The following is a 19,016-nucleotide window of genomic DNA, read 5'->3' as shown; positions in this document are numbered from 1 at the left end:
TGATACTTTATACAAGCCAAACTTTAGGAGTGAGATTTTGAAAAAATATGTACCATTTGTCTTAAGCTTTTTACTACTAGCAGCATGTGAAGAGACAAATAATAGTGCAACAGCCGAACCGGATACTGCAGCAGATACAAAGTCTAGTGAAGTAGATACAGAGTCTAGTGAAGTAGATTCAACAAATTCTCCGAGTAAGGAAGTATCGGGTTCGAGTCAACCGGCAGAAGATTTTCAAAGTGTTATTCCGAGCAATTGGGATGTCGATATACCAACTGATTTTCCCGTTTCAAAGGGCAGTTATTTAACTGCGATTACAACGACTGATAGTAATGCCATAACATTAAATTTCTATGAAACTTCGTCTAAAATGTCGGTAAACGATAAGGCGATTAAACAAGATGGGACTTACATCGGTCAATTAACAATTACCAAATATGATTCAAATGATTTAGCGAGTGAAGAGATTGATCAAACCGTTTTCGATAGTGGACAAGCTGTCGATTTAGGATATGGAATTACAGGTTACCAGGATGCCGGGGCTGGCTCTCTATTTACTAGTTGGAATGAAGGGCGTTGGGCAATTATTGCACGGTCATTGACAGAAAAAGCTGAAGAAAGCATAGCCACGGCGAAAGAAACGGTTGAGTTTTTAGAATCGAACATGCTTCCTGTACCAAAAGATTATGGTTATTTACATGTAGATGCCGAACAAACAGGCACAATGGCGAAATGGCAAAAGGAAAATTATTTATATGCGATGACGGATTTTGGTGAACAAACATTACCTTGGATTGTGAAATTTAAATAAATAGTTAACTATTCAAAGAGCAAACTTCGCATCGTACGGGTTTGCTTTTTTAGTTGGTAATTAGGAATTAATGCTTACAATTTTCTTGTGAATTACTTATTTGTTTCTATAATAGTTTATTTATGGTAATTTAGTATTAATTCAGTTTTTTATTATAAAGGAGGAGTATTCAATATGGTTTCATTTCCTAAACCAGGGGCAGAGCAATTTTTAAGGACATTTTCAATAGGGGATTTTGCGGTAAGTCCTGATGAAAAACAACTTGTTTTCAGTACAAATTTAAGCGGAAAGTATAACTTATGGGCAATGAATCTGCCAAGTACATTCCCGACACAGCTGACATTCAAAAACCAGAGCTGTCATGGTCTTTTATATGATAAACAAGGACGATTCATCATTGCAGGTTTTGATGATGATGGTAATGAAAATACACAATTTTACGCGTTGCCTCTACATGGCGGTACATTACAACCAATTATTCATGAAGAAGGAACGCGCAATACTGGAATGATCCTTTCAGAAGACGGGAAAAGGCTTTATTACACTTCTTCAAAAGGAAATCCTTCTTTTTTAAATACTTATAAATATGACTTGGAAACAGGGGCAGAAGAATTAGTTTTAGAAGGAAAAACGACACCTACGTTAACAGTTGGTTTAAGCTCGAATGAAGAAACCCTCCTTTATATGACGGCGTATTCAAATACACATACACTGTTGTATGCAAAACGGGCGAATGACCATATTTTGCTGACACCGTCTACCGATTCCGAGCACACGGTTAGTGATGCATGTTTCGCAACAGATGATCTTATTTATTTTTTAACGGACTACAACGCAGATTTTACATACTTAGCTTCCTATAATTTAGAAACAAATGAATTTATTAAAGTAAAAGATATAGAGCATGAAAGCTTCACTACTTTAAAATATGACCAACACAAACAGCGCTTATATATTGTTAGTGAAAAAGGTGTAGAAGATACTGTATACATGTATAATTTGTCCTCAGATGAGTGGCAGAAAATTCAAACGCCATGTAGTACGATCGATAAGCTTGTTGTGACGAAGTCAGGAAATTTATATATGTTAGGCGGTAGTGCTACTAAACCGGTTAATATTTACCGATTTACAGATAATGAGTGGACTTCTATTACCCAATATACAGTTCCAGGTGTCGAACAAAGCGAATTAGTGGAGCCTGAAGTCATTACGTATACTTCTTTTGATGGGCTGGAAATTGAATCTTTATTCTTCAAAGCGAAAAAGGAAAATGATAATGGGGAAATCATCTTTTGGCCACATGGTGGTCCGCAAGCTGCAGAGCGAAAATTCTTTAGAGCTTCGTTCCAGTTCTTTTTAAATAATGGTTATAGTATATTTGCGCCAAATTTCCGTGGATCAACAGGTTATGGATTAGCTTTCACGAAAATGGTAAACGGAGATTGGGGTTATGGTCCTCGACTTGATAATGTCGCAGGTCTCGATTGGCTTATTGACAACGGTTATGCAGAAAAGGGCAATATATTATTGATGGGTGGAAGCTATGGTGGCTATATGGCCTTACTGCTTCACGGACGTCATGCGGATTATTTCAAAGCGGTAGTCGATATCTTTGGACCATCGGATTTGTTTTCATTTGTCAATTCGGTTCCGGAAGACTGGAAGCCGATGATGGATCAATGGGTAGGAAATCCTGAAAGAGACAAAGAAAAGTTTATCGAATATTCTCCAATTACGTATTTAGAGACAATGACAAAACCAATGCTCGTTATCCAAGGAGCAAATGATCCACGTGTTGTAAAAGAGGAGTCGGATCAAATTGTGCAGGCGTTGAAAGATAAGGGCCGTGAAGTCGAATATATGCTTCTTGAAGATGAAGGTCATGGATTCTCTAAAAAAGAAAATGAAATTGCGGTTTACCAAAAAATCCTTTCATTCTTCAGCCAATTTGTAGAATCTAAAGTGAAAGCATAAATTTTACTATATAAAATATAATAAGCGACAATCATTATACAGAGTGATTGTCGCTTTTTTTAATTTAAAGTGATGATATCCACTAGCGTTTTTAACCCTTCATTCACTTCTATTAGCTGATCATTGCCTTTCACTCCAAAAAGATAGACTTTATCGTTATTTTTAGGTGAATACATGTAACTGTCTTCTAAAGGCAGTTCTAGTGTTGGCTTACTATCAAATTGATAGACCCTCACTACATACTTGACTTCGTTTTCTTGTAAGTATTCGATATCGAGCAATGGCTCTTCTTTAAAAAGTTTATTATCTGGCCGTTCCAACTGTACATAGGGGAATCGATAAATTTCAACCATAGGAATAAAAGCGGCATCCGCATTAGTAAATACTAAAAGTTCTTCATTTGTTTTGCAGTCTGTTACTGAAATAGTATCAATATTACTGCTCAAAGCTTTTCCTATAATGGCATCTCTGCTAGACTCTTGCCACATATCGAAAATAAACCAGCCTAAAACAATGGCACCGATTGATGTCACCCAAAGCCATCTTCTCATAATTTGGATACATTCAAATTTTCTTTTGATGAACTGCTAGTAAAACTAGTTAAATGAAGTGGCGTTATCGTTCCTTGATGGAAATAGAGCTGCCAATGCCCATCAATCAATTTCCATATCGAACTACGCAGTGTATTTCTTTCTCTAGTTGTATCAACTAAAAAATAAGTAGCTAAGACAATGTCATGAGCGAGCGGATAGATTTTGTAGTTGTGCAGCTTCATTTCTGTCAAAACAACACCATTTTCAAGACACTCTTTTTTATCATAAATATAACCGGAGCTGCCAATCTCAAAAAAATCATCTGCTAAAATGGCATCAAGCTTTTCTTTACTCCTTCTAACTTCTAAACCGGTATGACTTTCCTCTAATTGCTGTAAATGCTCTTTTAAATTTTCTATCATCACAATTACCACCTAACTTTATTATGTACACCTTAACTTATTTCTAGATTTTTCAAGTTAAATCCTCTAAATTAAAATTACAGGGAATTAATTTTAATTATTTTAACAGAATTTTGAAACTTCTATAGAACCAGATCGTATATTTTATAAAGGGGGGATATTTTAATGAATGAAAAAGTTATTTCAAAGAATAGTGAATACAAAAAGCAAAGTTTTATTATTCCTGTATTTATTGGGGCTGCGATAGGTGGAGTGTTAGGATTGGTTGCATATGTGAAAGATTGGCTATGATACGTATGGAAATATTTTTATCTATCGGAGGAATCGTTCTTTCTTTTTTAATGTTTGCTTTAAGCATGGTGTATGTAGGCGACTTTCCGATGTTGACAATTACCGGGATATTAGGCTTAAGTGGTGTATCCTTTTTTGTTTATCGTATTGTTTCAAGATGGATTCATTAATATAAAGAATAAAATGAAAAGAGAGAGGAGATTTTTATCGCCTCCCAAGTTAAATTTTTATGTTCAAAAAACATTCAAAAGTAGGTAATGATTAATGGAAAATAAAAAGATAAGTAAAACTAACATAGCGTTGTATTCTTTTTCTGCATTAGCGCTAATTCTACTATTACTCAATTATTTCTTATTTGATTAAAGGATTATACATACTTAAGCGTATTGATGGTTTCTTCCACAAAAACGTTAAATGCTTGTGCTTCTTCTACAAAAGGGAAATGGTTCGAATCATTAAAAATCGTAAGGTATGATTTTGGGATCAATTCAGCGATTTCATAGCTGAATTCAACCGGGCATTGCGCATCTAAAAGTCCACCAAAAATAAAAGTAGGTATTTCAATTTTTTGTAAAGAAGGACGTAAATTATATTGTTGCACAGCGACTTTTCTGAAATAATCAAGCGCACGTCCTACTATACGCCCGCTATTAGGTATTGTCAGGGCATTTCTTAATTTTTTTTCACTCGAGAAAGACATAAGGGCCCATTCAAAGTCTAAGGATTTACGCTGTTCTAGCGGTGTTTCAGGGTTATTCAAGCATTCCATAATTTCAATAATACGACTAAAATTTTTATTTTGAGTACAGTAAATACTCTTTGGATGACTTGCATATTCTTTGCTGGCAGCACTACATCCGCATATGATACTCGTTAAAGATTGTTGTTTATCTACTGCATATTGTAGCGCTAACATACCACCTGTAGAGTGTCCGGCGAATGTCCACTTTTCAAAAAATAAGGCTTCTCTAATTGCTTCTAAATCCAATATAATATTATGTAATTGTAACTCTTCATCATAAATAATTTCAGGTGAGTTACCTGCACCTCTGACATTGATCAAAAATACTTGATAATGCTTAGTAAATGGATTGGCAAACCAATTTCCTTTCTCGTTAAAAGCGCTATAAAAATGGGTAATGGCAAGTGGTTCTCCGTTCCCACAGGTAAAATATTCAAAAGTACCTCTCGTTGTTTCAATCATTTTCCGTTCCCACATACATAGCACTCCTTAATAATCTCAATTTCTAACAAATTTTAATGTTAGTATAGTAGTATTTCTATTTCGAAATCCTTAACCCCTTTATATTAATAATAAAAGCTATAAATAGTATTAGGAGCATGCAGGGGATTGATATCGGTGTTACATGTTTATAGTATTTAAATATATTTTCGAAAAGTTTAAGTAAATATTGAGTGCATATGAATACCTTTAAAAGGAAGGTTGGAGGTTAAATTATGGATGCATTATCAATTCTCGCAATTGTACTCATCATCACCGGTATGGTTGTATGTGCGATTAAATTGAGAAGTTTAAAAGATAAAATTCACGATAGTTCAGCTACTAGGTCAATCATTGGTTGGATAATAGGAACCGCAGTATGGGGAGTATTGAGCATTTTTATTGTTGTATGGTGGTTAATGCCTCGATTGATGTAAAACTACAGTATACAAAAAGAGGATTATTGAATCCCATTTCCGAAGTTTAATAAGAGGACGCATAAACGAAGGAGCTGTTTTAGAATGTGTGGGATTAAAAACTAAAAATAAAGTACGAGATGTTGGTCTTCCAAAGCATCGTGAGGAATTAATGGATGCAATTGAACTTGATTTAATCAATGATGAGAATGTTTTGGCTGTTTTTTACGGAGGGTCCATAGGAAATGAAGAAACGGATTTATATTCTGATATCGATCTCCGAATTGTTGTAAAAGATGAAGTATATGAGGAGTATAGGTTGAACAAAAAGCAACGGGCCAGTAACTGGGGAAATGTTCTTTTCTTTGAAGACTTTCATTGGGCAAATTACAGTACGGCACATTACTGGTCATTTATAAAAGTGGACAGCTTTTATTATAGAAAGGTGGATATGAAGCCATCTATATGGACTCGGAAATTAAAAATTGTTCATGATCCAACAGGCTTGATCTATGATGTATTAAAAAAATCAGCGGATTTAACGTATATACCTTCTATTCAAGAAATAGAGCATTGGAGAACAAAATTTTTTGCTTATCTGCATGAAGCGTACAGAAGAGTGATGAGAAAAGAAATCTACTATGCACTTCACAATATAGATAATTTAAGATTATCCATGATAACTGGTTGGTATATGGAAGCAGGCATACAACCGAATACCTTTGGGGATTGGGCAAAATTAGAAGGGGATAGAAGCAAATTAAGTGATCGGCAATTATCACTGTTAATTCAGTGGCAATGCAGTAGAGAACAAGAAGAAATTTTAAATGTAATGAAAAATCTCATTCCGGAATTTATTCAAATTCATAAGAAATTATGTGTGCAATACGGAGTTGATGAGAACCCCGAGTGGGTAAAAGAAATTATAGATTTGGTAATGTAATTTCATATATAAGTCAGCTGTAATATGGCAGTAGAGAAATAAAAAACGCTCAGTTTATAAATATCCCTGAGCGTTCAGTCTGCCTATTCAACTAAAGCCCTTACTTCGTGTTTTGATAAATAATCCCAAAAATAGTACCTATCCAAACGCCTATAAAAATAGAAAAAGCAAAGAAGCCTAGACCCATGCCTTCCCAACCCCCAACAACAAATATGCTGAAAAGTACTAATCCTAAACAAAGTAGGCTCATTATAGCAGATGTTAAAAGTAAAACATTCTTTGAAACTTTACGGGCAATAAAAAACATCATAAATGCAAACAAAATACCTAACAATATTAAAGGAGTCCATCCGTCTAACATCAAAGCATCCACTTCATTACCCCCTGTTATGTTTTCCGCGAACTGACATGACTGTTATATACCCTAAAATTCATTCTGTAAAAATTTTAACATAAATTTTCCATTTCTTTAAGGGCAAAGGGAAAATGCTTTATGGATTATTCAAAACTTCTAATGATTAAATCCGAAGATATCGGCTTTCGCTGTATTTCTCTAGCCCAAACGGATAGTTGTCCAATGTGATGAATCTCATGTGTTATCATATGAGCGAGAATTTTTTTTTGCGTAAATTCTAATATTGAACCGTCTCGTCGCTGTACTTCTATAAGTTTATTTTCATAGTCTGAAGGAAGTTGTTCAATTAACTGTTCAGTATACGATTGGACAAAAGTCGAATATTCTTTGATCTCACTCAATTGTGTAAATAGTTGTCGCCTTTCAAAAACTATTTTTTCATCAATTAATGAATTTAACCAGAGTAATTCACAGTCTATTACATGGATTAGTGTTTCCCGTATACTTTTCATACCGCCGATCCGTTCTTTATGAAATTCTTCCTCAGGTAATGATTCACACCAATTAAACCAATCTTCCCGTACTTGCCAATTATATTTAAATAAAGATAACATTTTGCACCTCGTTCTAGTAGAATAGTAAGAAAATTATAACTTAAATGGATTTATTGGGAAACATTGGTGAAGATTACTTCTCATTTTAGGAGTTGAACGAATGAATAAAAAAGCGGCAAATAAGGTCTACATTATTTCAGGTCCAGCTGGGGTAGGGAAATCCACAACTTCAAAAGAACTGACTAAAAAATTTAAGAACAGCGCCTATATTTCTGGTGATAATATTAGCCATATGCACATTAATGGAAGAAAAAATCCGTGGTAAAGATCGGAAGAAGCATTGATTTGGGATAACATATTGAGTCTTACAAAGAACTTTGTTAAGTATGGCAATGACGTCATCGTTGATTATGTAACCTTTCCTAAAGAAGCGGAGTGGGTTAGCAAAAATCTTAAAAGTCTAAATGTGGAAGTGATTTATGTCGTCTTATGGACTGATAAGGAGACTCTATTGACTAGGGATAATATGAGGATGCCAGGCGCTAGAATGGGTGAACGATGTACGATTTTAGTAGATGAGTTCATTGAATCAGGATTAAATAATAAATACATATTTGATACATGCAATACTTCACCTGACGATATTTCATACGTAGTCAATGAAATAATAAGTAATCCCAAATTTAAATTAAACTAGGGCCTAATAAGCAATATGTAGAAGAAATTGAGGTGTGATTATTTGAAGAAATTTAATGTATTCATAGAAACGGATAGACTTGTGATTAGACCCCTTGAAATAGGTGATTACACATCGTGGTTATCCGCATTTGAAAATAGATTGCCATCACAACATCAGTACGATGAAGGTAAAATGGATATGAGCATTTGTACAAAAGATTGGTTTGGAGATTTGGTAGATCGCCATCAAAGGCTTGCTTCAGAAGATAAAGTTTATATATTTGGGGTTTTCCGAAAAGAGGATCTTGCGCATATTGGTTCAGTAGATTTTTCCACAATGTTAAGGGATGAATTTCAATGGGCAAGATTTGGTTATGCCATTCACAACCAATTTTGGTTGCAAGGATATGGAAAGGAAGCTGTAAATGCTGCGATTACGCTCGCTTTTAATAAACTGAATTACCATCGGATTGAAGCACACATAAATTTGGATAACTTCCCTTCCATTAAGTTAGCAGAAAGTGTTGGCCTGCAATTTGAATGTATAAGAAAAGGGTTTATTTACGAATTTGACGAGTGGACTGATCACCTTATTTACTATATAAATTCGAGGTAAGGGATAAATTTAATATAGCATCTTGTAATACACAAAGAGAAGGTAGGGAAAGGTTACTATTCAATACGCAGTTGTGAAGTGAAAATTAGGTGGTGAAAGATTGTGGATAATGTTTTAACAAGTTTAATTTTAATATCATCAATATTTGGACTTGTACTATTTTTTATGAATAAGTTTTTAAGAAAATGGCTAAACGTGGAAAAGAAAGAGTTCTTCTCCAATAATTTTGTAAATCAGAAACATAAAAAAATTGATTGGACCATTAGAATTACTTTTATTGTCGTTGTATTATTTGGTTTTTTCGTCAATGTCAACGAAAATCCTTCAAAGCACATTTGGTTGCTGCAACCGCATATACTTATGTTTGGTTTAATTGTTGTAACAGAACTAGTTCGAATTGTTATGGAGAAGAGATATGCGGCCAACAAGAATGATTACATTTTTACGACTGTACAATTAGTGGTAATCTCGATGTTTTTACTCGCCGTGTTTTCGACAGACTTTTTTGGCCTGTTGGTATGGTAGTAAGTGTTTATTTGACAAAAGTAACGTATTTATCGCTTAAAGCTTATTGAAGAAAGGAACCACTGATGAAAAAGAAGTTAATAATTGGGGGAATTGCAGTTATATTAATAGCTGTATTATTCGCAGGGCTATTCCAAGTTACGAAACTAAGAACGTTTCAATTATTTGGAGGGTTGACCTATCAGGCGGAAACAGAGGAAAAGATAGTTGCTTTAACTTTTGATGACGGTCCGACAAAAAATGTGGATCAGCTTTTGCCATTATTAGATGAATACAACGCAAAATCTACGTTTTTCCTTATCGGAAATGAAATTGAAAAGCATCCTGAAGAAGCAAAAAAAATAGTTGAAGCAGGGCATCAAATTGGGAATCACACGTATTCACATAAAAGAATGGTTTTAAAATCTTCTTCTTTTATTGAAGAAGAAATAGAAAAAACAGATGAGCTAATTCGAAGCATTGGGTATGAGGGAGAAATTGACTTTCGCCCACCTTACGGGAAAAAATTCCTAGGCTTACCGTATTATTTAAATAAGACCAACAGGGAAACTATTATGTGGTCGTTGGATCCGGAAACGTATTATACAAGTGTAGATGAAAAAATCAATTATGTAATGGAAAACATTCAACCGGGCTCGATTATCTTGCTGCATCCAATGTATGATCAAACCGGCGGGACATTGCAAGTAGTTGAAACGATTTTAAAAGAACTTACGAAAGAAGGATATCGATTTGTAACAGTGGATGAACTTCAAGCGTTATGAACTCTTTAGAACTACAGAATATTAAAAGGCCTGTATCTACGATTGCTCGATAATCTAAGATACAGGTTTTTTGTATTTCAATTATACTTGTATGAGAACTTACATAATAAATTATTTTTGGGAATTTGAACCTGTATTGAATTGACAATCGTCTAATAGCAGAATTGAAATTTAATTGTAAAGGGGGCAGTACATTGGACAGTGAAGAAAAGGATTATTTATTAGAAAAAATAATGATTGATTACGGGACTGAGCTGATACGGCTTGCATTTTCCTATGTGAGAGATAAAGAAATTGCGAAGGACCTTGTTCAAAACACATTCATTAAATGCTATAACAATTTGGATTCATATCGATTTGAAGCGCAAATCAAAACATGGCTCTATCGAATAACAATTAATGAATGCAAAGATTATTTGAAAAGTTGGCATTACAAAATGGTACAGGTTAAAAGTTTTATTAATGAAACAACCAAGGCTGTACTACCATCAATTGAAAAAACAGTAATTGATAAATATAAAGATGAAGAAATAAAAGATATCATTTTATCTCTTCCAAAAATATATCGGGAAGTTGTTTATCTTTACTACTATAATTCATTAAACTCCGAAGAAATAGCCGGTGTTTTGGATATCTCTGTGAATACTGTGAAGACGCGATTAAGAAGAGCGAAACATCGGTTAGAACCGATGATAAAGGAGGCGGAACTTAATGGAAGATAAACAATTCAGAGGGAAATTTAATGATATTTCAGATCAGGAATTGAATTTTACGAAAGAGGACCGTACTGAAGTATTCGAAAAAATCCACAGCTTACAGAAAAGTAAAATCCAAAAAAAATCTTTGATTGTACCAAGCAAAATGATCCCAGTTACAACTACTTTATTAATTTTAGGTCTATGTTTATTCTTATTCCTTCCATCAATGCTTCCAGAAAATCTTAATAAAGAATTAAGCAGCATTAGTTTAAATAAAGAAACGAATCCAACCGTTGCAAGCACTGCAGGCACTGCAGGCACTGCAGGAACAGAAGAGGCAAAAGTGTTAACAACTTTAATAACGGTTAAGTCTGAAGAAATGGATGATCGAATTTACCTCAACCTTTTACTTTCATACAGTACAGACAAAAATATGGTGAAAGTAGTATCGATTCCTTATGATACATATGTACCTGTCGCTGAACAAGATGAAGGGACCGCTTTAAACGACAAATTGTTATTTGCGTATAATCATGGTGGCGCTAAAAATGTGAGAACCATTGTCTCCAATCTTTTTGATCTACCGATTGATTATCATGCAGTGATTGAACTGAGGAGTTTTTCTTCGCTCATTGATTCGATTGGTGGGGTAGCGTATCATTTGCAGGATGATATGACAGTAAGAGGGATAACTCAAGGAACAATGGAATTGAAAAAAGGCGTTAATCATTTAAACGGAGAAGGAATCGTAGCATTATTGATGGCTGCTACAGAACCGAACAACCTTGATGAAGGGAACCTTTTAAAGCTGATGGAAGCAGTAATAGATAAAGCGGAAAATGAAACTTCATCAAATAAGTTAAAAGAATCATTAGCAAATTCACTAAGCGATATACAGTTGTTGGAGAAGGATATTAAAGCTTTCAAACAAATATCCTTAAGCGGCGGAATGATCGATGATGCAATCACAATTAGTAATACAGAAGGCAAACATATTTACAGGTTTGATGAGGAGTTTTTAAAAGAAGTTTCAAAAGAGTTAACTACCTTCAAATAATAATTAGAGGCTCGATTTTCCCGATTGGAATCGAGTCTTTTTTTGGAATTGAATGTTGTAATCGTCCTGAATTCTTCACTTATTTAAATTCATGCTATTACGAATAAAATGATCGTCGTACTGAGAATTTTAATATGAGTACTGATTTTTTGATCTTTTTTGAATATTTATATATTATTAAAACAAAAAAATATTGTTATTGATTCTATTGACGATTTAAATTTAACTTGATATTATTCTACTATTGTTTTTAGAAAATATAATATACCTTGTATAAATTCAAGAAGATGGCTTGAAAGTTTCTACCAGCTACCGATAATAGCTGACTACAAGGAATGGGAATTAAATTCTGTTTTTATTCCATTTTGTAGAGAAGCTTTGGCCTATTATTGGTCAAAGCTTTTTTTATTCTAGAATAATAAATTAATTGCTAACATTATAGCAACTAGGAGAGTACAACATGAAAAACTTTTTCAAATTTGCAGAACGGGGTACTTCGTATAAAACGGAAACACTTGCTGGGATTACGACCTTCTTATCAATTGCATATATTTTGATTGTCAATCCCATTATCCTAAGTCAGTCTGGCATGGATCACGGAGCTGTATTCACTGCAACGGCCCTTACTGCAATTATCGGTACGTTGCTAATGGGTATACTTGCGAACTTCCCGATCGCGATTGCACCGAGTATGGGATTAAACTCATTCTTTACTTTTACAGTTTGTATCGGAATGGGAATTGATTGGCAAGTTACTTTAACAGGTGTTTTTGTTGCCGGCATTATCTTCTTGATTTTAAGTTTATTTAAAATTCGCGAAAAAATTATTAACATTATTCCAAGTGATTTAAAGTTCGCGATTGCTTCAGGGATTGGATTTTTCATCACGTTTGTCGGATTAAAAAACGGTGGCATTATTGTTGGTAATCCAGATACATTTGTGGCAATTGGCGATTTAACTTCACCGATGACGTTATTAGCAATTCTAGGTATTTTCCTTACAATCATTATGTTAGTAAAAGGCATTAACGGCGGTATTTTCTACGCTATGGTCATTACAACAATTGTGGGGATGCTGTTCGGTAAAATTGAAGTACCATCTTCAATCGTTGGTAGTATCCCAAGCCTTGAACCGACATTTGGTGTTGTGTTTGGTCATTTAGATGAAATTTTTACAGCAGAAATCCTGACAGTTATTTTCACTTTCCTAATTGTAGCTTTCTTTGACACAGCAGGTGCATTAATTGGACTGACAAGCCAAGCAGGCATGATGAAAGACAATAAAATTCCGAATATCGGAAAAGGGTTACTTGCCGATTCAGCTGCCGGTGTAATTGGAGCGGTATTAGGTACATCAACACCTGCAACAAGCGTTGAATCTTCTGCGGGTATTGCAGTTGGAGGTAAAACCGGCTTTACGTCAGTAGTTATTGCAGCATGTTTCGTCGTTGCATTATTCTTCTCACCACTTGTTAGTGTTATTTCTGTGGAAGTAACATCTGCCGCATTAATTATTGTCGGTGCACTGATGGCTATGGAAATCCGTCGAATCAACTGGACAAAGTTAGAAATCGTTATTCCGGCATTTTTAACAATTATTATGATGCCACTAACTTCTAGTGTAGTTATCGGGATTGGGTTAGGCTTTGTGCTGTATCCGATTTGTCTTATCGCACAAAAGCGTGCTAAAGAGATCCACCCGATTATGTATGTGCTTTGTCTGTTATTCCTTTTATACTTTGCATTTATCGTATAAATGGACTTCAAAATAAACGAAATAAAAGACATAGGTTAGTAAATCAAATATAGGGTAAATAGTAAAATAAAACCAGTCCTTACATTTAGAGGATTTGTGTTTGATTATATATAATTAAACTTTATAATCAAACTTTTATTGTGTACTTTTTATTGTGGTTTTTTAATAAAACCTGTATGGAATGCAGTTTTCTTATTCCACAATATGGCCCGATTATTAAATAACATGTTTATCAATAAATTTAGAATAATAAAGCCATAATGAAGAAGACCGTTGTCACAACAATGGTCTTTTATATATGTCTTTTATGGGTGGTGGGACACCACCGCCACTGTGACGTTTTATACCTTCATTTATCATCCATCCCTACCTACATATAATTATCTTTAATAGCATATGTTGTACTAGGGATTTTAGTGGAGGAATTTTAATGAAAAATAAAAATATAAGTCAAGATAATCAAAACCAATTATCAATTCAGGCTGCTGAGCTAGCAGTCGTTGGTGCAGCCATAACTACTTTAGGCGATACTATTGCAACTATTGCAGCAGTACTTGCATTAGAAGCAGAAAGACTAGAACAAAACAATCAAAATGATATAAGTAATAACGGTAATAAAAATATGCAGAAACAGATTGATTATCTAACCATCGAAATAGAGAAACTTAAAAAGCAAGTAAATGGACAGAAATTCCGTAGGCTCAAGTAAGCCATAATACTTGTATAATACAGTTTATTATCTAATTTAACTTTAATGGCATATTATGCAAAAGAGCAATTCTTTTTATTCCATAAACTGTCTTGCCCTATTGTTGAATAACGTGTTTATCAATAAATGAAGAATAAAAGAATTATGCAATAAAAAGAAGACCATTGCCTCAACAATGGTCTTATATATCTCTTGAAGTAACCACGTATTAACGGAAAAGAGAGGGAGTCAAAGATTAACTCTCTCTTTTTTTGCTTTGTTGCAGAAGTTTCGATACCCCTGTTCTTTCCCATTCTTCCACAAGTTCATATGCTTTTTCAGGAGCATATCCTTGCCCTACGAGAACCCCCATTAGTATAAATTCTTGTAGAATGTGTGTTGTGTTTATTCCTCTTTTAACATCTTCTAACCCTTCGTTGACTAAAAACTCCGTGTGTCGTACCCAATCATCTGGTGTTTTACCACCAATGATTGGACTTCCATTATGATGGGCATTCACTCTGTTGCCAGACATTGCTTCTGCTTTTGTTGATTGAACCGTTCCAAATGGATGGTTAGGTGGTGCATAGATGGAATATAGCTTTAACGGTATATTCCCGGTATTTGTTAAGTTGTGCCATGTTCCAGCAGGTATAAAAATTGCCGATTCATCTTTAACACTTCTTATAAAATCTAGTTGACTTTGATTTTTTCCCATTTGTGTAATACCATGCCCTTGTTCAATACGTAAAAACTGATCAACGTCAGGATGCATTTCTAAACCGATATCTTCTCCTGGATTTAGGCTCATTAATGTAGTCTGTAGATGATTTCCTGTCCACAAAGCAGTGCGATAAGTATCGTTTTGTTTAGTTACCTCATTAATATTTATAACAAAAGGACTTCTTCCGTAGTCACTGATCGGCACACTATTATTTTTAGATGAATTAGTCTGATTTACAAGAACAGGACCTTGAGGATTCCACTGATTTGTGTTCACAGCATAATGATACATCGGAGCAATACTGTAATATGGTTGTTGATATGGATACCCGTATGGGGAATAATACATTTTTTCAACCCTTTCGCAAATAATATACTATTGTATGCTACCTTTTAATAATGTGTTTTCTAGCTATAGATTCGGATAGGCAAAAAGAAAATGCCGAATACATAGTACGGCTTATTAAATGTTAGTTCTGCATGTCAGACATTAATTGGTTTGGCAATTTCTGAACGTCTTCTTCTGAAGGGGGCCTAACTGTATAAAGTTCGTTGACGCGATTCATATACAAATAATCCATTTTTTAATTTTGCGAAGTTTAATTAAAACCCATTCTTTCGTATTCATAATAAAGTTACAGTGAAAATGGATAAATGAATTTTAATTTGGCAATGCTTTTAGTGATAATTAAGAGCTTTATAAAATTATCGAAGCCACTTGTAAAGGAGAGCGTATATGAAATTATTTAGAGGAGTTCTTACTCTACCATTACTATTAGGATTGTTGTACGCCTGTAGCAATGACGATACACAGGTAGATAAGGATGTTACAGGTAATAAAAATACGGTTGATGAAACAACGAATAATAAAAATAATAACAATAATGAAGACGTACGGGAACGGACTGGAATTAAAGTAACAGATGTAAATTATGTATTTACTCACTTTGATTTAGATGTAGAATATACGGATCATAAGTCATATGAAGTTGAATTTGAGAACGATGGCAACAATATTTATGCTGAACTAGACGATGATCTTAAAGGTGCTGAGTATAAAGGAGATCAAGCTTATGACAAATTTGTCGATGCATTAAAACAGCTTACATTTGATGAAACTACAAGCGATGAGGATGTTCGAAAAGCAGTTCTAAAAGCATTTTCTTTAGATGAGAATTATCAGTCCTTTGAGCTTGAAGTGAGATTCCCAAGCGGTGAAGAAAAACATTATCATCATAATAAATAATCAAAAAGTCTCTCTTAATGGAACTTTTCAATATTAAGCAAAAAAAAGAAGTTGCATAAGCAATTTCTTTTTTTGTGAATTAAGTGTTCCAGTAGGCCAATGGAGTAATGACAGTATTCACTGCCTCTCCGGCATTGATTAGTATTCTTTCTCTAGTTTTGATAAATACTTCTAACAACATTATGGTTTTCCACATGTTTCAACTTCTATCTTCGACATTCATCTTATCTATCGCTAACGCAGTAATTACAGCTCCTACTGCTTCTATCCAAGCTCCTACTGCTCCTATTACTTTACCTTCACTTGTCTCTGAGACAACTAAAACCCCAATTGCGATACCTATTACTTGGATAATAACTCCCGTATTTGCAATCGTCTCTATGAGTGTTAGATTACCTTGTGTCTCAACTGTGATTCCTACGCCTACAAGCTGAAGTAATTCTCCTTGCTTTTCTAACCGTTGATTTAATTGTTCATTTTTAGATAGTATTCCTGCTATAGAAGCTAAATTACCTACAGCTGCAATTTGGCCCCCAACCTCATTTATTAATGTATCTTCAGTTTCTGCAACTATTGCGCTTCCAACAGCTTGTAATGTGTTGCCAATTAGGTTGAAATCTTCTAATGTTTGTTCTGTAAAAACAGTTGAAGGTGTACTACTTATTGCAGAAATAATCGTTCCAACAGCCCCAATCCAATTCCCTACAACAGCTTTAGTATTTGAGTTATTCCCCTTGTTTCGAATACTCGCGTTACTCTGTTTATTACGTGTACTATTTGTATTTGATAACATTGAGTTATTTCGATTATTAGAAAGAAATTTTTTTTCCCTGGAAGGATAGTTCTCACTTTTTTTATGAAAGTCCCTCATTTTTTACACCCACTTATAATTAGATAGGGCATCATGCTCCAAATTCACTTAATGATGGCCTCTAATATTCGATAGGACAGCTATGCCTTGATTCGAATAAAAATATACATACCTCAATATATGAATATTTAAGTGGGGTAAATGGACCTTTGTAAGGTTTACACATTAAAGAAGCTTATTCTACAATTTGGCCCTATAATTGAATAAAGCACTTTTCTTATTCAAGAAAAGCGCCCGATTGTGGAATTAGGGATCATCACATTCATGTGGCTTCCTATCTTACATACAAAGAAGTTATCAAATACGATTTTGGGTACGTAAATAGACTATAATTATGTTACCAAACGTCGGTTTGGGAAGGTTATACTTCATTTAACGCAGCAGGTTTGTTGAAAATAGGTAATTGCCTTTACTTGAGAGGACTGGGGGGAACTAGTGGAGTTTAGTATTTTGATGTATATAATGGTCATTTTAAGTCATTTAATATTTGTCAGCTTAATATTGGCTGTTTTTACTTCTGTCTTTGTGAAAAGTAGAAAGAATGGATATGTATTTTTAATAATCTATATATTACTAAGTATGTATTCGCTAACCACTGTATTTAAGAACTCAACATTAATGGGAAGTTATATGTTGATTACATACATTTGCTTGGGTGTAGTAACTTACTTTGTTATTAAAAAGAAACTTTCAAAAGGAACCAAAATTTAGAAATGGATGCTTAGTGCAACAAACACTACAAAATGTGACCAAACATCGCTTTGGGTGCATTTTTTCTTCAGCTAACGAGCAGTTTAATAACCGTATTATGTGGTTTTAGAACTCTTATACAGGCATATACTCAATTTAAGGAAGGAGTGTACTAACTGAAAAAGAGTAAAGTCATTTTAATTGGGACCATTCTAATTTTATTTGTTATAACCTTTCTTTTTATCAATAACTTCTCATCAAAAGGAGATATATCCGAAACTCTACCTACGATAAGTGCACAGCAACAAGCAGAAAATGAAAAAAAATCTAGGGAGATTGAAAATTTCATCTATGGAGATAGCGGTATTATTAAACAAGTAAATGATGAATTAGTGAAAAAAGGTTATAGATTTCAAACGTTGGTTATGGCAAATTCTATGAATGATGTTCAGGTGAAATATATCTTAAACAATAAAGACGCTACTGAATCTGAACAAGAAGTGGTAAAATCAATTTTCTTTCAGATAGTTAAAAAGAATAATTTAGATTCAAATGCATTTATTCTTAAAGTGGCTGATAGTGATGATGGACCAGATTGGTAATTAAGTGTTTTTTTACTAACGGGTGCTTTAGTGTAATTTATAGCGTATACAAAACAAACGTAAATAACGTTCCCCAATGATACTTTGGGAGCAAACACCCCTTATTCAATTGAATAGGGGTTTTTTTAGCTTCTTATGGAAAGTAAGTCCCCAAACTACGCTTTGGCAATGTTTATCTTTCATTTCACCATTATCCCAAAAAATGTTAAAATGTATTTACATAAAAAGAGAGGGTGTTTTTTAAAAAATAAACTAGGAGGAATAAAAATGGAATTATTTAATGAACTTTATTACATGAATTCTTTTGATTTTAAATTTGCTAGAATTATTTTAGAGGTTTTATTAGTGACTTCTTGTATCTCAACAATTATTTTTATTTTAACTAAAAATCAATATATTTCGTACCTTTCATCAGCACCACTTTACTATATTTTTTCATGGATTGGTCATGGTTTTACACATTTAATCCTTCTTGTTTTATCGATGACTATTCAAGCTGGGATAATTCTTTTAATAAATCGTCAAAGTAAAAAGCCATTATTACTAAATGAACCAAAAGATAACATACAATAAGTAGCTTC

General features: G+C 33.9%; 23 protein-coding genes and 1 riboswitch. Of the genes, 16 read left to right on the top strand and 7 right to left on the bottom strand.

The window, feature by feature from the left end; translation table 11 throughout:
* Positions 1-37 precede the first annotated feature (37 nt).
* Complete coding sequence (locus B5473_RS16925; protein WP_079527282.1) at positions 38-811, top strand: hypothetical protein; 774 nt, start codon at positions 38-40, stop codon at positions 809-811.
* 174 nt (positions 812-985) lie between these two features.
* Entirely contained in the window at positions 986-2,785 is a 1,800-nt protein-coding gene (locus tag B5473_RS16920) for a S9 family peptidase (protein ID WP_079527280.1), read from the top strand.
* 59 nt (positions 2,786-2,844) lie between these two features.
* Here B5473_RS16920 and B5473_RS16915 read toward each other — a convergent pair whose 3' ends face one another.
* Together B5473_RS16915 and B5473_RS16910 are read right to left on the bottom strand one after the other, a co-directional pair.
* Positions 2,845-3,318: a histone acetyltransferase gene (locus B5473_RS16915; RefSeq protein ID WP_254865360.1), complete on the bottom strand. Its 474-nt coding sequence runs from the start codon at positions 3,316-3,318 to the stop codon at positions 2,845-2,847.
* 14 nt (positions 3,319-3,332) lie between these two features.
* Positions 3,333-3,740, bottom strand: a complete 408-nt coding sequence (locus B5473_RS16910; RefSeq protein WP_079527276.1) for a nuclear transport factor 2 family protein — start codon at positions 3,738-3,740, stop codon at positions 3,333-3,335.
* Between the two features lie 165 nt (positions 3,741-3,905).
* Here B5473_RS16910 and B5473_RS21125 point away from each other — a divergent pair, with 165 nt between their 5' ends.
* Positions 3,906-4,031 carry a hypothetical protein gene (locus tag B5473_RS21125; protein WP_303047325.1) on the top strand — a complete coding sequence of 42 codons (126 nt, stop codon included), beginning with the start codon at positions 3,906-3,908 and terminating at the stop codon, positions 4,029-4,031.
* 367 nt (positions 4,032-4,398) lie between these two features.
* On the opposite strand, the gene B5473_RS16905 is transcribed toward B5473_RS21125, so the two are convergent.
* Complete coding sequence (locus B5473_RS16905) at positions 4,399-5,250, bottom strand: alpha/beta hydrolase (RefSeq protein ID WP_079527274.1); 852 nt, start codon at positions 5,248-5,250, stop codon at positions 4,399-4,401.
* Positions 5,251-5,489: 239 nt separating this feature from the next.
* Here B5473_RS16905 and B5473_RS16900 point away from each other — a divergent pair, with 239 nt between their 5' ends.
* Together B5473_RS16900 and B5473_RS16895 are read left to right on the top strand one after the other, a co-directional pair.
* Positions 5,490-5,690 (top strand): phosphate starvation-inducible protein PhoH, encoded by a 201-nt coding sequence (locus tag B5473_RS16900; protein ID WP_079527272.1) that lies wholly within the window; start codon positions 5,490-5,492, stop codon positions 5,688-5,690.
* A gap of 88 nt (positions 5,691-5,778) precedes the next feature.
* Complete coding sequence (locus tag B5473_RS16895) at positions 5,779-6,612, top strand: hypothetical protein (protein ID WP_079527269.1); 834 nt, start codon at positions 5,779-5,781, stop codon at positions 6,610-6,612.
* Between the two features lie 100 nt (positions 6,613-6,712).
* On the opposite strand, the gene B5473_RS16890 is transcribed toward B5473_RS16895, so the two are convergent.
* Together B5473_RS16890 and B5473_RS16885 are read right to left on the bottom strand one after the other, a co-directional pair.
* Positions 6,713-6,985, bottom strand: a complete 273-nt coding sequence (locus B5473_RS16890; protein WP_079527267.1) for a YesK family protein — start codon at positions 6,983-6,985, stop codon at positions 6,713-6,715.
* 125 nt (positions 6,986-7,110) lie between these two features.
* Positions 7,111-7,581 (bottom strand): DinB family protein, encoded by a 471-nt coding sequence (locus B5473_RS16885; protein ID WP_079527265.1) that lies wholly within the window; start codon positions 7,579-7,581, stop codon positions 7,111-7,113.
* A 100-nt stretch (positions 7,582-7,681) separates the two neighbouring features.
* On the opposite strand from B5473_RS16885, the gene B5473_RS20985 reads away from it, so the two are divergent.
* From B5473_RS20985 to B5473_RS16845, 8 genes are all read left to right on the top strand, one after another.
* On the top strand, positions 7,682-7,846 hold the full coding sequence (locus tag B5473_RS20985) for a hypothetical protein (RefSeq protein WP_254865359.1): 165 nt from the start codon (positions 7,682-7,684) through the stop codon (positions 7,844-7,846).
* A gap of 414 nt (positions 7,847-8,260) precedes the next feature.
* Positions 8,261-8,815, top strand: a complete 555-nt coding sequence (locus tag B5473_RS16875; RefSeq protein ID WP_079527263.1) for a GNAT family N-acetyltransferase — start codon at positions 8,261-8,263, stop codon at positions 8,813-8,815.
* A 102-nt stretch (positions 8,816-8,917) separates the two neighbouring features.
* Positions 8,918-9,340, top strand: a complete 423-nt coding sequence (locus tag B5473_RS16870) for a DUF4181 domain-containing protein (protein WP_079527261.1) — start codon at positions 8,918-8,920, stop codon at positions 9,338-9,340.
* 65 nt (positions 9,341-9,405) lie between these two features.
* Positions 9,406-10,104, top strand: a complete 699-nt coding sequence (locus B5473_RS16865; RefSeq protein ID WP_079527259.1) for a polysaccharide deacetylase family protein — start codon at positions 9,406-9,408, stop codon at positions 10,102-10,104.
* A 194-nt stretch (positions 10,105-10,298) separates the two neighbouring features.
* Complete coding sequence (locus B5473_RS16860) at positions 10,299-10,826, top strand: sigma-70 family RNA polymerase sigma factor (RefSeq protein WP_079527257.1); 528 nt, start codon at positions 10,299-10,301, stop codon at positions 10,824-10,826.
* Positions 10,816-11,859, top strand: coding sequence for an LCP family protein (locus B5473_RS16855; RefSeq protein ID WP_079527255.1), 1,044 nt, complete (start codon positions 10,816-10,818; stop codon positions 11,857-11,859). The genes B5473_RS16860 and B5473_RS16855 overlap by 11 nt, the downstream gene beginning before the upstream one ends.
* Before the next feature lie 249 nt (positions 11,860-12,108).
* Positions 12,109-12,208: riboswitch (purine riboswitch) on the top strand.
* A 111-nt stretch (positions 12,209-12,319) separates the two neighbouring features.
* A complete protein-coding gene (locus B5473_RS16850; RefSeq protein ID WP_079527253.1) occupies positions 12,320-13,615 on the top strand; it encodes an NCS2 family permease in 1,296 nt (431 codons plus the stop codon).
* A 430-nt stretch (positions 13,616-14,045) separates the two neighbouring features.
* Complete coding sequence (locus B5473_RS16845; RefSeq protein WP_079527251.1) at positions 14,046-14,324, top strand: hypothetical protein; 279 nt, start codon at positions 14,046-14,048, stop codon at positions 14,322-14,324.
* A 235-nt stretch (positions 14,325-14,559) separates the two neighbouring features.
* Here B5473_RS16845 and B5473_RS16840 read toward each other — a convergent pair whose 3' ends face one another.
* On the bottom strand, positions 14,560-15,375 hold the full coding sequence (locus tag B5473_RS16840) for a cupin domain-containing protein (protein ID WP_079527248.1): 816 nt from the start codon (positions 15,373-15,375) through the stop codon (positions 14,560-14,562).
* 387 nt (positions 15,376-15,762) lie between these two features.
* On the opposite strand from B5473_RS16840, the gene B5473_RS16835 reads away from it, so the two are divergent.
* Positions 15,763-16,272 (top strand): YusW family protein, encoded by a 510-nt coding sequence (locus B5473_RS16835; protein WP_079527246.1) that lies wholly within the window; start codon positions 15,763-15,765, stop codon positions 16,270-16,272.
* Between the two features lie 199 nt (positions 16,273-16,471).
* Here the strand turns inward: B5473_RS16835 and B5473_RS16830 are convergent, their stop codons facing one another.
* Entirely contained in the window at positions 16,472-17,143 is a 672-nt protein-coding gene (locus tag B5473_RS16830; protein ID WP_079527244.1) for a DUF6944 family repetitive protein, read from the bottom strand.
* A gap of 1,082 nt (positions 17,144-18,225) precedes the next feature.
* Here B5473_RS16830 and B5473_RS16820 point away from each other — a divergent pair.
* Together B5473_RS16820 and B5473_RS16815 are read left to right on the top strand one after the other, a co-directional pair.
* A complete protein-coding gene (locus B5473_RS16820; protein ID WP_079527240.1) occupies positions 18,226-18,435 on the top strand; it encodes a hypothetical protein in 210 nt (69 codons plus the stop codon).
* Between the two features lie 267 nt (positions 18,436-18,702).
* A complete protein-coding gene (locus B5473_RS16815) occupies positions 18,703-19,008 on the top strand; it encodes a hypothetical protein (protein ID WP_079527238.1) in 306 nt (101 codons plus the stop codon).
* Positions 19,009-19,016: the final 8 nt, after the last annotated feature.

This window comes from Solibacillus isronensis (assembly GCF_900168685.1).
GTDB classification, from domain to species: domain Bacteria; phylum Bacillota; class Bacilli; order Bacillales_A; family Planococcaceae; genus Solibacillus; species Solibacillus isronensis_A.
This window is presented reverse-complemented; position numbering and strand designations above follow the sequence as displayed.

Excerpts from the sequence above, each read along its gene's own strand:
- B5473_RS16920 (WP_079527280.1), top strand. The coding sequence starts at position 986 with ATGGTTTCATTTCCTAAACCAGGGGCAGAGCAATTTTTAAGGACATTT.
- B5473_RS16910 (WP_079527276.1), bottom strand. The coding sequence starts at position 3,740 with ATGATAGAAAATTTAAAAGAGCATTTACAGCAATTAGAGGAAAGTCAT.
- B5473_RS21125 (WP_303047325.1), top strand. The coding sequence starts at position 3,906 with ATGAATGAAAAAGTTATTTCAAAGAATAGTGAATACAAAAAGCAAAGT.
- B5473_RS16905 (WP_079527274.1), bottom strand. The coding sequence starts at position 5,250 with ATGTGGGAACGGAAAATGATTGAAACAACGAGAGGTACTTTTGAATAT.
- B5473_RS16900 (WP_079527272.1), top strand. The coding sequence starts at position 5,490 with ATGGATGCATTATCAATTCTCGCAATTGTACTCATCATCACCGGTATG.
- B5473_RS16885 (WP_079527265.1), bottom strand. The coding sequence starts at position 7,581 with ATGTTATCTTTATTTAAATATAATTGGCAAGTACGGGAAGATTGGTTT.
- B5473_RS20985 (WP_254865359.1), top strand. The coding sequence starts at position 7,682 with ATGAATAAAAAAGCGGCAAATAAGGTCTACATTATTTCAGGTCCAGCT.
- B5473_RS16865 (WP_079527259.1), top strand. The coding sequence starts at position 9,406 with ATGAAAAAGAAGTTAATAATTGGGGGAATTGCAGTTATATTAATAGCT.
- B5473_RS16855 (WP_079527255.1), top strand. The coding sequence starts at position 10,816 with ATGGAAGATAAACAATTCAGAGGGAAATTTAATGATATTTCAGATCAG.
- B5473_RS16850 (WP_079527253.1), top strand. The coding sequence starts at position 12,320 with ATGAAAAACTTTTTCAAATTTGCAGAACGGGGTACTTCGTATAAAACG.
- B5473_RS16845 (WP_079527251.1), top strand. The coding sequence starts at position 14,046 with ATGAAAAATAAAAATATAAGTCAAGATAATCAAAACCAATTATCAATT.
- B5473_RS16840 (WP_079527248.1), bottom strand. The coding sequence starts at position 15,375 with ATGTATTATTCCCCATACGGGTATCCATATCAACAACCATATTACAGT.
- B5473_RS16835 (WP_079527246.1), top strand. The coding sequence starts at position 15,763 with ATGAAATTATTTAGAGGAGTTCTTACTCTACCATTACTATTAGGATTG.
- B5473_RS16830 (WP_079527244.1), bottom strand. The coding sequence starts at position 17,143 with ATGAGGGACTTTCATAAAAAAAGTGAGAACTATCCTTCCAGGGAAAAA.
- B5473_RS16815 (WP_079527238.1), top strand. The coding sequence starts at position 18,703 with ATGGAATTATTTAATGAACTTTATTACATGAATTCTTTTGATTTTAAA.